General features: G+C 65.4%; 12 protein-coding genes. 10 read left to right on the top strand and 2 right to left on the bottom strand.

Features of this window, described 5'->3' with window-relative positions; genetic code table 11:
- Window positions 1–125: 125 nt before the first annotated feature.
- Window positions 126–1469: a putative Ig domain-containing protein gene (locus ACVWZ7_RS19770; RefSeq protein WP_456508843.1), complete on the bottom strand. Its 1344-nt coding sequence runs from the start codon at window positions 1467–1469 to the stop codon at window positions 126–128.
- Between the two features lie 73 nt (window positions 1470–1542).
- On the opposite strand from ACVWZ7_RS19770, the gene ACVWZ7_RS19765 reads away from it, so the two are divergent.
- The 6 genes from ACVWZ7_RS19765 to ACVWZ7_RS19740 all read left to right on the top strand — a co-directional run bounded on the left by ACVWZ7_RS19765 (window position 1543) and on the right by ACVWZ7_RS19740 (window position 9789).
- Window positions 1543–1866, top strand: a complete 324-nt coding sequence (locus tag ACVWZ7_RS19765; RefSeq protein WP_456508842.1) for a hypothetical protein — start codon at window positions 1543–1545, stop codon at window positions 1864–1866.
- Between the two features lie 273 nt (window positions 1867–2139).
- A complete protein-coding gene (locus ACVWZ7_RS19760; RefSeq protein WP_456508841.1) occupies window positions 2140–3372 on the top strand; it encodes an amidohydrolase in 1233 nt (410 codons plus the stop codon).
- A gap of 132 nt (window positions 3373–3504) precedes the next feature.
- Entirely contained in the window at window positions 3505–4611 is a 1107-nt protein-coding gene (locus ACVWZ7_RS19755; protein ID WP_456508840.1) for a T6SS phospholipase effector Tle1-like catalytic domain-containing protein, read from the top strand.
- Between the two features lie 74 nt (window positions 4612–4685).
- On the top strand, window positions 4686–6551 hold the full coding sequence (locus ACVWZ7_RS19750) for a hypothetical protein (RefSeq protein ID WP_456508839.1): 1866 nt from the start codon (window positions 4686–4688) through the stop codon (window positions 6549–6551).
- 2 nt (window positions 6552–6553) lie between these two features.
- A complete protein-coding gene (locus ACVWZ7_RS19745; RefSeq protein ID WP_456508838.1) occupies window positions 6554–7846 on the top strand; it encodes an MBL fold metallo-hydrolase in 1293 nt (430 codons plus the stop codon).
- A gap of 128 nt (window positions 7847–7974) precedes the next feature.
- Window positions 7975–9789, top strand: coding sequence for a DUF222 domain-containing protein (locus tag ACVWZ7_RS19740; protein WP_456508837.1), 1815 nt, complete (start codon window positions 7975–7977; stop codon window positions 9787–9789).
- Between the two features lie 39 nt (window positions 9790–9828).
- On the opposite strand, the gene ACVWZ7_RS19735 is transcribed toward ACVWZ7_RS19740, so the two are convergent.
- Complete coding sequence (locus tag ACVWZ7_RS19735) at window positions 9829–10173, bottom strand: cupin domain-containing protein (RefSeq protein ID WP_456508836.1); 345 nt, start codon at window positions 10171–10173, stop codon at window positions 9829–9831.
- A gap of 253 nt (window positions 10174–10426) precedes the next feature.
- Between ACVWZ7_RS19735 and ACVWZ7_RS19730 the strand changes: the two genes are divergently transcribed.
- From ACVWZ7_RS19730 to ACVWZ7_RS19715, 4 genes are all read left to right on the top strand, one after another.
- A complete protein-coding gene (locus tag ACVWZ7_RS19730) occupies window positions 10427–11098 on the top strand; it encodes a DNA alkylation repair protein (RefSeq protein WP_456508835.1) in 672 nt (223 codons plus the stop codon).
- A 197-nt stretch (window positions 11099–11295) separates the two neighbouring features.
- Window positions 11296–12144 (top strand): SDR family oxidoreductase, encoded by an 849-nt coding sequence (locus tag ACVWZ7_RS19725; RefSeq protein ID WP_456508834.1) that lies wholly within the window; start codon window positions 11296–11298, stop codon window positions 12142–12144.
- 204 nt (window positions 12145–12348) lie between these two features.
- Window positions 12349–12855: a hypothetical protein gene (locus tag ACVWZ7_RS19720; RefSeq protein WP_456508833.1), complete on the top strand. Its 507-nt coding sequence runs from the start codon at window positions 12349–12351 to the stop codon at window positions 12853–12855.
- Between the two features lie 194 nt (window positions 12856–13049).
- Entirely contained in the window at window positions 13050–13574 is a 525-nt protein-coding gene (locus tag ACVWZ7_RS19715; RefSeq protein ID WP_456508832.1) for a DUF2087 domain-containing protein, read from the top strand.
- The last annotated feature ends 63 nt before the right edge of the window (window positions 13575–13637 follow it).

Below are 13637 nucleotides of genomic sequence, written 5' to 3'. Positions count from 1 at the left end.
TCCGGAGCCTATCGGCCCGGCAACCTGCGGGTCACCAGTGGGCGATACTTGTCTCTCGAGTGAAACTACCGGGGTTCCGTGGGTGGTGTCAGAGTGTTCGCGTCCGCCGAGCCAGACGTCGGGCGTCAGGCGTAGACGCGGACCCAGTCGACCTGCATCTGGCTCGGTTTGGTGGCGGTCCCGTCCGGGAACCAATCGAGCTGGATGGTTTGGTGCATCCCGACTGGCGGCTGGTGCGCCGGGTCCGTGTCGGTGAACCATGGGACTGCGTCGATGTAGCCGGTGATCCCGGACGGGGTCCACTGGACCGCGTAGTTGTGCCACTGGGTTGTGTCGATCGTCTGGGCTGCCTGAGTCTGGAAGTTCGAGCCGCTGCACGCGTAGTGCAGGAAGAACTTGATCTTGCTCGTATCGGACGTTCCTTCGGCGTAATCAATCTCCGCGCAGTTGGGCGACGTGTTGTTGTTCGGCCAGAGGATCAGGACTGGATGGTACTTCGGATCCCGGTCGCTGGTTCGCATCCGGGCCTCCCAGCGGCCGTACTGCTGCTGGGCAAACCTAGCCGACATGCCGCCGGTGGTGCCGGCCGAGTCACCGCTGACGGTGGCGACACTGCCGTCCACGGCCCAGGCGTTCGGGCTCCGGATCCCGTTCCCCGCATGTCCCGTGCTGTTGTACACATTCCATTTCAAGGGATTCGGCGCGCCTGTATAGGTGAACTCATCCCCGGTTACTACCGGGCCCCAACCGAAGACGACGGCGGCCTGGGTACCGTCGGGCGACTGCGCGGGGTTCACGGTGATGGTTAGCGAGGGCGTGACCGCGTCGGGGCTGACCCCGTTCGTGGCGGTGACCGTGAACGTTGCCGGGCCCGCCGTCGTCGGGGTTCCGGACAGGACCCCGGTGGTGGAGTTCAGGCCCAGCCCCGCGGGCAGGGCACCGGACGAGACCCGGAAGGTCGGGGCCGGGTTCCCTGTCGCGGCGAAGGTGTAGGTGTACGCGGCTCCCACCGTCGCCGTCGCCGGTGGCGTGGCCGCGGTGAACACCGGCGCCGAGGGCGGGGTCGGGGCGGGCAGAATCTCGATCAGAGACATATTCCACTTGTCCGTAGTCGGAGCGGTGTCATTGATTCTCACGGACGACGGCGCTGTCGCCGTACCGGGCACGGTCTGGCGCTGCGTCCAGAACGTGTCACCGTTGCTGGCAAGGAACTCATCTACCTTAGTTTGACCGCTTCCGACTGTACGGGCGATGGCCCTGCTCCAGTCGTTTCCCACGCCCCAGACCCAGGAACCGGTGCGGGTTGTCGTGAGCGAAGCGCTGGGCGCACCCGTGGGCCCGTTGGCTCCCGCGACTGCTCCATCGGTGGCCGTGTCCGCGCCCGTGAACGTCGCAACCGTTATGGACGCCTGGTAAGACCCGTTGTGCGTAGCCGTCACAGTGGCGTTCGTGAGGATGCTGCTCGCCACCGCCTGCCAGATTTCAGCCGTCCCATACTGAACGTTGGTCCGTTTACGCAGGCGCCAGGTGAGCCCTCCACCGGTGACCGAGGTGAATTGCTGGGAACCGGTGACCGCCGGGCCATCAGCGCTCACAAATGCGATCAACAATTCCTTGGATTGGCTGGTTGTGAAAGCTGGCGATACCACAGATCGCGAAATCGAAGACTGGTGTTTACTGACAACCTTGTCTGTCGCCACACCAGTGGCTGCCTTGGCGGGCAGCGGCACCAGACTGAAACACACTATTGCGGCGATGACTATTAAACGTTCCAAAATCGCTCGACGCATGAATTCCTCGCAAGTCGTCATTGAAGTGAAATATGCTCTGCCGGCCAATGCTGAAGGACCCGCGATGACCCAATAACAATGTGGGATAAAAGCCCTGACTGCGGCGCGATTGCGTCATGCCGCCGAATTCATCCGGCCGGAATAACCGGCCACGCAGAGGCCATCTTAACGAGTCAGGAGTCGCCACCTCCTGAGTGGCGGCTACGTGTTAATATCCGGTTCTTACCCGTCAGAGCCTTCGCGTTACTCGCCCCTGGCACTACAAATATGGCTCCACGGGCCTAGTCTGGTTTCTATCTGTTGCGCCCGGCGCACGCGGGCGTTTTGAAGCTCCGAGAGCGAGATGCGCATGAGCAGTTCCGAGACAGTTTTGGCAGGCCTGGAATCCGAGCTCGGCTGGTTGCAGGAGATTTACACCCGGCTTCACCGGCATCCCGAACTGAGCTTCGAGGAGCATGAGACGTCGAAGATTGTCGAGGAGAAACTCACTGCCTTCGGGTATTCGGTGACCCGTATTGGAGGAACGGGCGTGGTCGGCGTCCTCGCGAACGGGGTCGGCCCGGCTGTTCTGGCGCGCGCCGACATGGACGCACTGCCTGTCACGGAGGCCACGGGGCTGTCCTATGCGTCGGCGGTGAACGGGATCATGCATGCGTGCGGTCACGACCTTCACGTCAGTGCGTTGCTCGGAGCCGCCAAGCTCATGGCGGACGGGCGTGGAGCCTGGTCCGGAACCTACATCACCCTTTTTCAGCCGGCCGAAGAAGTCGGGGCAGGTTCCCAAGCAATGATCGACGACGGACTTGTCACCAAAGTGCCACGGCCCGACGTCGCCTTTGCCCAGCACGTGATGCCAATACCGGCGGGGACAGTCGCCACCACCATCGGACCGGTCCTCTCCGCCGGCGATTCGCTCAAGATCACGGTGTACGGGAAAGGCGCGCACGGCTCGATGCCGCACATGTCCGTGGACCCGGTAGTCATGGCCGCCTCAATAGTGCTCAGGCTTCAGTCGATCGTCTCCCGGGAGACGAAGCCCGGCGAGTTCGCCGTCGTCACCGTGGGGGCGCTCAATGCCGGGGCGACATCGAACATCATCCCGGACCGCGCCACGCTGCTGCTGAACATCCGCACGTACGACGCCGGAATCCGGGCCGGCGTGCTCGCCGCGGTTGAGCGGATCGTCAAGGGCGAGTGCTCTGCCGCCGGATCGCCCCGGGAACCTGAGTTCGAGTATTACGACCAGTTCCCGCTCACCAGCAACGACGCAGCTGTGACAGAACGGGTGCGGACGGCGTTTACCGCCCGCTTCGGGGCAGAGGTTGTGCGCACGGCGGAGCGGCAGACGGCGTCCGAGGACTTCAGCCGCATTCCGGACGCGTTCGGCGTGCCCTACACGTTCTGGCTCCTCGGCGGCGCGGACCCCGATGCTTACCGCGCTGCGGCCTCGAAGGGAACAGTGGCCCGGGACATCCCGGCGAACCACTCCCCCTCCTTCGCCCCCATGATCGAGCCGACTCTGTCCGTGGGCGTCCAAGCCCACGTCGTCGCCGCACTGTCCTATCTCTCCCGGGACGGGTGACGCCCTGCGGGAAGCCGGGTGCACTTGAGTGCTGACCCGGTTCGCAACTTCCTCTTCCCTTGGCGGCGCTGGAGGGGGATGATCGGCTTCAGGTGCGGCAGGTGCGGTACGTGCCCGGCGGGGAGGTTTCAAATGTCCCGGAATCTGGTGGTGTGTCTGGATGGGACCGGTGCGCAGGTGCGCGCCAAGGGCAACACCAACGTCGTCCTTCTGTACGAGCTACTCGATCATTCCGATCCGACTAAACAGATCGCCTACTACGACCCTGGGGTCGGGACGTTTGCGTCTGCCGGGGCGTGGACTCCTCTCGCCAGGTCGATCTCGCGGGTGGGCGGGCTCGCGTTCGGGTGGGGTCTGCGGCAGAACCTTGGGGAAGCCTATGCGTGGCTGATGCAGAACTGGGCCCCCGGGGATCAGATCTTCATTTTCGGGTTTAGCCGCGGCGCGTATACGGCTCGTGCCCTCGTGGGGATTCTTCGCGCCATCGGCGTGATGCGTCCAGGTTCGGAGAACCTCGTTCCGTATGTGGTCGCCACCTATGCCCGTCGGGGCGGTGAAGGGAGGATTGACTGGGACGAGGTGCACCTCACGTCGGAAGTGTTCGCGCAGCACGTCGACGGCAAATCGACCGTGCCGGTGAGGTACCTGGGCGTGTGGGACACCGTCAAGGCTGCAGGGTTCCTCCGATGGGAGATCCGCTGGCCTTTTACGCGCGAACTCCCCAATGCCGTGCGAATCCGCCATGCAGTGTCGATCAATGAGAAGCGGGCTCCCTTCAAGGAGTACCTGGTCGACGCCCGCACGGACGGGTCCCTGGAAGAGGTTTGGTTCGCCGGTGTGCACAGCGATGTCGGAGGAACCTTCGTCGACAAAACACCCGCCGGCCAGGCAGCGCGCCCGGGGAAGCCGACCCCTGCTCCGCGGCTTTCGAGAATCGCCTTGAAGTGGATTATCGAGGGCGGGATTGCCGAGGGTTTGTTAGTTCGATCCCGCGCCGTCGGTGCCGCCTGCGCGGTCACCCCTGCTGACGCGACCGCGGAGCTGCACCGCCGCGGCCGGGCATGGGTGCTGCTCGGCACACGCAACAGGAAGGTCCCCGCCGGCGCCGCCGTCCACGCCAGCGTGAACACCCGGGCCGTGGCCGATCCAACGTTCAAGGCACCCGCCAATGTGGTCTGGGCCGATCCGGACTGGGCCGGGCAACAAGCGACGCCTGCGTCGGCTCGGGCTGAGCAGTGACTCCCGCGAGGAGGGACCGGCCCGAGGCCGTGTTGCCGGCCCGGCGGCTACTTCGTGCGTATGCGTTCGATCCGATGTCGACCCGCCTTTCCGGCAGGTTCCTCACGATCGACATCCCGTTCGAAAGGGACCTCAGGCCCGGCCCGGCCGGCCGGCTCTTGCAGGTCGTCGACTATGACGTGGCCCGTGACCTCTGGTATTTGCCGGTTGACCTGAACGCCGCCGCCATCCTCGCCCAACGGGGTATGCGCCCCTCGGAAAGCGATCCAAGAACCCATCAGCAAGTCGTCTACGCAGTGGCGATGAGCGTGATCGAACGCTTTGAACGATTTGGCGGCTTCCGCTTCCGCTGGCGTGGCGACGACAAACTCCGCCTCGTCCCGCATGCGTTCGAGGGACGTAACGCCTACTTCGACAAGGACCGGCGGGCTGTCCTTTTCGGCTACTTCCGTGCCGACGAGAGGGACCCTGGAGCCAACCTGCCGGGCCAGATGATGTTCACCTGTCTGTCCGTTGACGTGGTCGCCCATGAAGTCACTCATGCCATCGTGCACCGCATGCGCAAGTACTTTTCCGAACCCACTCACCCGGACGTGCTCGCATGGCATGAGGCAATAGCCGACCTCGTTGCACTGTTTAACCATTTCGGCTTCCCCGAAGTCGTCTCCGATGCCGTAGCGAAATCGGAAGGCACCCTCGAGAAGGGGTCGGCGCTGCTGGATCTTGCAACCGAGTTCGGCGCGTCCACCGGACGCGGTGCGGCACTGAGGTCCGCGATCGGATCCCCCCGCACCCCGGACGCGTTCCTGAAATCCGTTGAACCACACGATCGCGGGGCGTGCTTCGTCGCCGCCGTCTTCGACGCGTTCATTGACACCTACAAGTCGCAGATCGCCGATCTCCGACGTATCGCCAGTGCAGGCACCGGGGTCCTGCCGCCGGGAGCGCTCCCAACAGACCTGGTCAATCGCGTCACCGCCACGGCGGCGATGAATGCCGACCGTTTCCTGGAAATGGTGGTCCGGGCATTCGAATACCTCCCCGTCGTCGACGTGACCTTCGGTGATGTCGTCCGGGCGATCGTCACCGCGGACCAGGGACTCTACCCCGATGACGCCGGACACCTCAGGGCAATTCTTGTCGAGGCCTTCCGTCGGCGCGGTATCTACCCGCCGGGAGTGACCTCCCTCGCTGACGAGGCCCTCGTCTGGTCCAAGCCGCCACTGGACATGAACCTGAGAGACGGGATCAATGCCATCGACCTGGCACCCCTGATCCTGGAAGCAACACTCGACCTCGACACCGGCAGCACCGTCTATTTCGCCGACGATTCTGACACCACTCCGGCCACCGGGCATGCTGTTCCCGGTCGGGCGGTTCCCGGACAGGCGCCACATGGCCAGTTGACGTCACAGCCCGATGCCAGACACCTTCAGGAGCTCATTCGCGGCTGGGGAGTAGAACACGCCTATGAACTTGGCCTGGACAAAGCCGCAGGGAAGATCGAGATGGTCAGTGCCCGGGTCGTCTACCTGTGGGCCTCCGACGGGCAACCCCGACCGATCGTCGCCATCCAGTTCGCCCAGCGTCGCGACGACCTGGAAGATCAGCGGACCGACGACGCCGGCGCCCAGATCCCGCCAAATCAACGCGCAGCGATTCGCGCCGGCACCACCGTCATCGCCCGCGTGGACGGACAGGTCGAATTTCTCGTCACCAAACCGCTGCCGCTTTCGGACCACACAAAACTCGACGACCTGTCTGGGGACATCAGAGGCTGCGCACTGGACTTCCACGAGGCCGGCACCGAACGGCTGCGGTCGATCCGCGACTGGATGGGCGACGTCGAAGACATGGACGCGCTCTCGGCCTGGACCGTCGAACCGGCAACCCTCCGACTCTCCTTCGCGCGCCTGCACGCCGGCCAGGACGGAGCCTGAGCATGCCAGCGTCCTCCGTCACCGTCCGCATGTACGACGTCGGCTTCGGCGATGCCTTCCTGGTCACCGTCAAACGCGACGATCAGGCCTGGCGGATGCTGGTGGACTGCGGCGTCCATAGCCTGGGCAAGGCGCGGCCCCTCCTCGACGTCGTACGTGCGATCATCTCCGACCTCACCGAGGCGGCCGCACCGGGAGGACCCCCCACTCTCGACGTGGTCGTAGCAACGCACCACCATGCCGACCACATCACCGGATTCGCCTACGACGACTGGGAAAAGGTCCAGGTCGGCGAAGTCTGGGTGTCATTCGTCGAAGACGATTCCGACGACGACGCCAAAAGACTCAAGAGCGGTCTCGCCCGCGCAGCAACAAGCTTGAACACCCTGATCGGCCGTGCGCCCGCAGCGCTGAACGACGAAGCACGAACCCTGGCTCTCGGGGTTGCCGGCACTCTGGCTCTGAATTCGCTGGGCAACGAGGACGCCATGGACCGCCTGCTCGGACGCAACGGCAAGCACTTTCTCAACGTCCCGACGGTCCGCTACCTCCCGGACAGGATCGCGCAGCTCAACGTCATCCGCACGCCACTGCCCGATGTCACCATTCATGTCCTCGGACCCTCACGTGACCCTGACCAGCTCAAACTCATGAACCCTCCCGCGTCTGCCCGCTGGCTTGCCATGCAACAGGCTCTGGATGCCGAACCCGCGAGCGACTCCCCCGGCAGCCAGACGCCTGCTGCGCCCCTTTTCGCCGGGATCTACAGTGTCACGCCCGACGAAGTGAGCCACGACATCGGAATCGAACTTCTCAGCACCTTGGCAACCCTCAACCTCGGAGCCCTCCTCGACGACGCGAGCGAACTTCTGGCGGCGGCCTCCATCCTCGAGCGCTCCGTCAACAACACCAGCATCTACTTCGTTCTCGACGTCGAGGGCACCAGACTCGTCTTCGTGGGCGACTCACAAGAAGGCGCCTGGGACCATGTCCTTCAAGACCCGGCGGCCCGCGCTCTCGTCTCAAACCCTGCCTTCTACAAGATCGGCCACCACGGCTCCCACAACGCCACCCCACGCGATTACGTCACCAGCGCCATCGGCAACCAGGGAACTTACGCGATGCTCCCCTACGGGAAAGTCGAGCAGTGGGGCGACATCCCGAACGGGGCACTGCTGGCCGCATTGACCACCGTGAACACCCACATCGTCAGGGCTGATGCCCCAGTCGCAGACGCCCGGGTTCACGTCGGACCCGGCAACCTCTGGAGCGAGATCACCTTCCCCGCGACGTGAATGAGGCCAGACCTCGCCAGACGTCCGGCACTGCGGTGTTTTTCAGAGGACCGGCAAATTCATCAATATTGCCGGCGTCCCGTCGGAGCAGCATCAAGATTGTCGGTGCCTCTTCATAGACTTGGGGTATGAGAAGCAGGGTGGCGTGGAGCGGGGACAGCGGGGTGGCGGTGGAGGCCGTTGCGGCGTCTGTGGCTGTGCTGGTTGCCTTGCTCGGGTCCGGATCCGAGGGCCCGGACCGCTCTGATTCGGCCGCCGCCGATGCCCAGCGGGATGCGGGCGCCCTGCGGGATGCGGGTGCCGTGCGGGGTACTGGTCCCGGCGCCGGTGGTGATCCGTTGCGGGATTTGGCGGATGGGTTGTTGGACGGGTTGGCTGAGGTGGCCCGGTTGGAGGCCCGGACGGCGGCGCTGAAGGTTCAGTTGGCCGCCGATTACGCGCGGGCGGCGAGGTTCCTGGCCCCGCCGGCGGGATCTGTGCGGGACCGTGCCGTCCAGGAGATGGCGCTGGTCGCCGAGGTCGCGTGTGTCCTGACCGTGAGCGAACGCGCCGCCGGGGCGCTGTTGTCCGAGGCCCGGGCGTTGACGACCGGGCTGCCGCTGACCTGGGCGGCGTTGCGGGCCGGGACGATTTCCTGGCAGCACGCCCGGATCCTTGTCGAGGAAACCGGCGGCCTGGATTCTGCCGGGGCGGCCTCGATGGAGGGACATTTCCTGGACCCGGCCGCGCCCGGGGCGGCCCGGGGCTGTGCGGCCGGGGGGCTCGTGCCGTCCCGGTTCCGGGCCAAGGCCCGCACCTGGCGCGAGCGCCACCATCCGGAGAGCATCGAGGCACGCCACACCGTGAGCGTCGCGGACCGGCGGGTGGAGTTCGTCCCGGACCGGGACGGCATGGCCTGGCTTTCGGCCCGGCTCCCGGCCGAGACCGCGGCCGGGATCTGGGAACGGACCACCGCCGCCGCCCGGGCCCTGCAGGGCCCGGCCGAGACCCGGACCCTGGCCCAGCTCCGCGCCGACATCGCCGCGACCTGGCTCCTCACCAACGCCACCGGCGGAACAGGCGACGGCACCACCAACGTACTTGCCGGCGGGGGCACCACCAACGGACTTGCCGGCGGCGGGACGGGCGGGTGTGTGGGCGGGGGTGTTCCGGTGCCGCGGGCGCAGGTCCTGGTCACCGTGCCGGTGCTGTCGCTGCTGGGCCTCACGGACGAACCGGCCGTCCTGGACGGGTACGGTCCGATCCCGCCGTCGATGGCCCGCCGCCTCGTCGCCGGCGGCGCGGGTTCCTTCTACCGGGTCCTGACCGATCCCCGGGACGGGGCGCCGCTGGAGATCGGGCGGAGCAGTTACCGTCTGACGGCGGCGCAGCGGCACTGGCTCCGGCTCCGTGACGGCAGGTGTCCGTTTCCCGGCTGTAACAACCATTCCCTGGACAACGAGGCGGACCACCTCCTGGCCTGGGCCGACGGGGGCACCACGGGTATCTCCAACCTGGGCCAGCCCTGCCCGAAACACCACCGCCTCAAACACTCCTCGGCCTGGACACCGAGCGGGGCCAGCACAACGAGCCCGCCGGGCTGGATTTCACCCTCAAAACGCTACTATCCGAGCGAGCATCAGGACTGGGAACCGCCCCGCTGGCCCGCCCACCTCCCGATCACGAAAACAGACACAGACCCACGGGCGGAGCGAGGCGTGCCCGCGGATCCGGACCATCTCCCGGGCCCGGGCCCCACCGGGCACCCAGACCAGAACCGCATCCAGGACCCCATCCAGGATCCCGGCCAGGATCCCGAGCCGGAACTGCCCCCGGATCCCTTCCCCGACTGGCACCACTTCACGGCCGGGCACCCATTCCCCGCCGCAGACACCGACGACCCCGGCTGGCCGGCACCCCTCGACGACCCCACCCACGAATCCGCCCTGTACCAATCCGCCTGAACGACAAGTCGCGGGTCGATTCCGATCTTGGGCCTGACCTTAGTCTTGCCTGACTATGTCGACCGAGATCTCCAACGCGGGAATCGTTCCTCTGTTCTCCAGCCAGTGAGTGGTGTCCCTGTTCTCGGGCCAGCCCACCCCCGGCCCGTAGTCCGTAGTGACTCCATTCCTATGGTCGGTGATCGTTCCTTGCAAGATGTAGACGATGCCTGGTCGGTCTATATGGTCGTGCACCGGGCCGAAGACTCCCCCTGGCTCGAAGGTCACCATACGCATTCGAAGCTGGCGACCGGCCATGCCCTCGATCTCGGGGCCGAGGTCAACCGTTGCAAGTAACTCCGACGTGACACCTTTCGTCTCAGGTGCCGCTTGGTCTTCGCTCATCGCGCTTTCCTCTCTGCACTTCCAGGGGCTAACGTTCGACCTTCAACACGAGCTGATCTCCGGATTGACGTGCCCGACGTCACGTCATTGAACCATGGAACCGGAATCGGCGTCTGGGAGTTTTTCAGATTCTTTGACCCTCGGGGTTTGGCCAACACCCCTCTTCAACCGCATCCCGAGTGCGCTCCTGACGGCGCAGGCTGACCGGTTTCCAAGTAGGCTCAACCTCATATCTGATGAACAGGAGGCCGAGGTGGCCGAGACGACGGTGGCCGAAGTGATGGCCGAACTGGCCGATCTTGAGGACCCGAGGGCACGCGTGGTGAACGAGAAACACGGTGACGATCACGGTGTGAACCTCGGCAAACTGCGTGCACTCGCGAAGCGGCTGAAGACCCAGCAGGACCTCGCGCGCCAGCTTTGGGAGACGGATGACACCGCTGCGCAACTGTTGGCTGTCCTGATCTGCCGCCCGAAGGCGTTCGAACGTCAAGAGTTGGACTTCATGTTGCGCCAGGCGCGCAGCCCCAAGGTGCACGACTGGCACGTGAACTACGTGGTGAAGAAGAGCCCGCACTCCGAAGAGTTGCGCCTGACCTGGTTGGCCGACCCGGATCCGGTAGTGGCTAGTGCCGGCTGGGCGCTGACCAGCGAACGCGTGGCGAAGAAGCCCGAGGGCCTCGACCTCGCAGGACTGCTCGACGTCATCGAGGCAGGGATGAAGGACGCCCCGGACCGCCTGCAGTGGGCAATGAACCACTGCCTGGCCCAGATCGGGATCGAGCATGCCGAGCACCGCGCCCGCGCCATCGACATTGGTGAGCGCCTGGAGGTGCTCAAGGATTATCCGACTCCCCCGAACTGCACATCTCCGTTCGCGCCCATCTGGATATCCGAATTGGTGCGCCGACAGCACGATAAATAGGAGCGTTCGCACTCGACTGCGACCCCTGCTAGCTCTTGACGGCAATCGAGCAATCCGCCGGAAGCACGCCGCATTGGGACGCCTTGAGTCCCGAAGGAACTTGTCCGGCCGGGCTGCCACCTGCGGATCCGGCAATATTCCGGCCCTCTGCGCGTCTCGCTCTTGCTCTCTGCGGCCGTTGCGCGTATGAGAAGAGCATGGGTTCGCAACGAGACGTCCTCCGCGGCCGCGTGGCGGTCGTGACTGGCTCGACACGCGGTCTGGGGTTTGCAATGGCCCGGCTACTGGGGCATCAGGGCGCGACGCTGGTGCTGGCGTCCAGGTCGGAAGTGGACGTCGCGGCCGCCGTCGAGCGGCTGCACACGGAAGGGATCGCGGCGTCCGGACGTCACTGCGACACCGGTGAGCTGGCCGACGTCGAAGCCGTGCGCGACGAGGCCTTAGGCCGCGGGACGCTCGACATCTGGGTCAACAACGCCGGAGCCTCAGGTGTCTACGGGCCCACGGCGTCCACGCCGGTCGATGACTTCACGCGAGTGGTGCGCACGAACATCCTCGGCACGTTCCACGGGTCGAGGGTTGCGTTGCCCGTGTTCCTCGGCCAAGGCCGCGGCGATCTCGTCAACGTCTATGGCCACGGCGACCAGGGGCCGGTCGCGCTGCAGAACGCGTATGCGTCGAGCAAGCGCTGGGTCCGCCAGTTCACCGAGACGTTGCGGCTGGAGACCAAGGGCACCGGCGTCCGGGTGCATGGCATGAATCCGGGATTGGTGATGACAGACATGCTGGGGCACGTCACGTCCCAGCCAGGGTACGAGCATCGACTGGGCGGGCTGCAGGTCGTCGTCGGGCTCTGGGGGCAGAACCCTGACGACGCCGCGCGCCCTCTCCTGGACCTCGTAACGTCGGACGCCGCCGAGTTCCGGGATCTGACCAAAACGACCATGGTGACCCGCGGGGTGCGCAACGTGCTGGCCGGACGCCTCCGTCGCGCCAACCGCATGCCCCTGGACGTCACCGTCCTGGACGCGAACCGCCAGGGCTAACTGAAGACCGGCAGCCGTCCATCGCGAGTGTAGCCGGCACAAAATTGGGGCCCGAAAAACTGAAGTCACAGCATTCGCCAAGGTTCTGCCAAGCATCGGCGCTTCCGGTTGAACGACTCTCTGCTTCCACTTTAGGCTGACGGCAACCGGCGAGCGAGATCCCCGCCCGCACGGCCCGGGCCACTCATCATTGGAGTATCACGCATGTCGATTGCAAAGAAACTGGGCGCTGTAGTCCTGACCGCCGCCGTTCTCACCGGTGCAGGTGCCGGTGTCGCCAACGCGGCTCCGAGCAAGGCCGCACACTCGGTCTCCGTGAAGGCGTCCGCAAAGGCCACTGAGGCAAAGGCCAAGGCGCAGTTGAAGAAGCAGGCAGCCGCCGCGAAGCTTGCCGCTGTGAAGGCCAAGGTCACGTCCCTGAAGGCTGCCGCCGAGGCGAGGAACGCTGCCGCCGTTGCGGATGTCGCACAGAAGCACGCCGCCCAGGAGGCCAAGAAGGTCGCCAAGAAGGCCACCCAAGCCCAGAAGCGTGAAGCCACGGCAGCGAAAGTGGCAGCCCTAAAGGCAGCCGCTGATGCGAAAGCTGCAGAGGAAGCCGCCGCCGAAGCTGCGCAGGCCGCCGTCGAGGCCGACGCGGAAGCTGCCGAAAAGGCGGCAGAATCCGCGGCAGAGACCCCTGTCGCGCCGGTGGAGGATCCCGCCGACGCCTGATCCGAACGCCCCTGGCTGCACCCCCTTCCGATACACCGGCCACCATCTGGCGGCCTTAGGGAAGGGGGTGTTGCCGTGTCCCGACACTTTTGCCCACTCTGTCCGTCGCGTCCGCGCCGGACTACGATCTTGCCTATTGACCAGACACACGCTGACCGGCACAGAATGGGTGGTCGCAGAGTGAGGAGAAGGCTGTGACCGGAGGGACGCGGCTGAGCGGACCGCACTGGCGGCGAGTGGTGGCGGCCCTCGCCAACAAGGACGCGCGGACCGTCTACGCGCAAATCGTACTGGGCGCCAAGCTCGCCGACGTGGTTGCTGATCTGAATGACCAACGGCGGAACCGGGCCATCGCCGCCCTGCTCGAGTCAGGGCTCGTCGAACGGAATGCTGCCAACGAACTGGAGGCGTCTGAGGCGATCTTCCGCGACCTGCTCACGCAGCAACCCCGGCGACAGGCGCAGACCGGAGTGGCTCGCTTCATGCGCCTAGGCAGAATCGATCGGTATCCAGCCAACATGGCGGAACGGCGGGAGCTCCTGGCCTGGATTGCCAGCGAAGCAATCGAGCCGGGCGAACACCTAACGGAAAAGCAGGTAAATGAACGGCTCCTCAGTTATACCGATGACGTCGTGATGCTGCGCCGCTACATGATCGACTTCGGGCTATTGGAACGGACGCCCTCCGGCTCCTCCTACTCACGGCCCGACAAAACATAGGCTTGAACCGGACGCTGATCACCCTGTCGATGGCATTGGTCAGCACAGTCGTAGGCTATTTTT

The sequence above is a fragment of the Arthrobacter sp. TE12232 genome, assembly GCF_054062615.1.
This window is presented reverse-complemented; position numbering and strand designations above follow the sequence as displayed.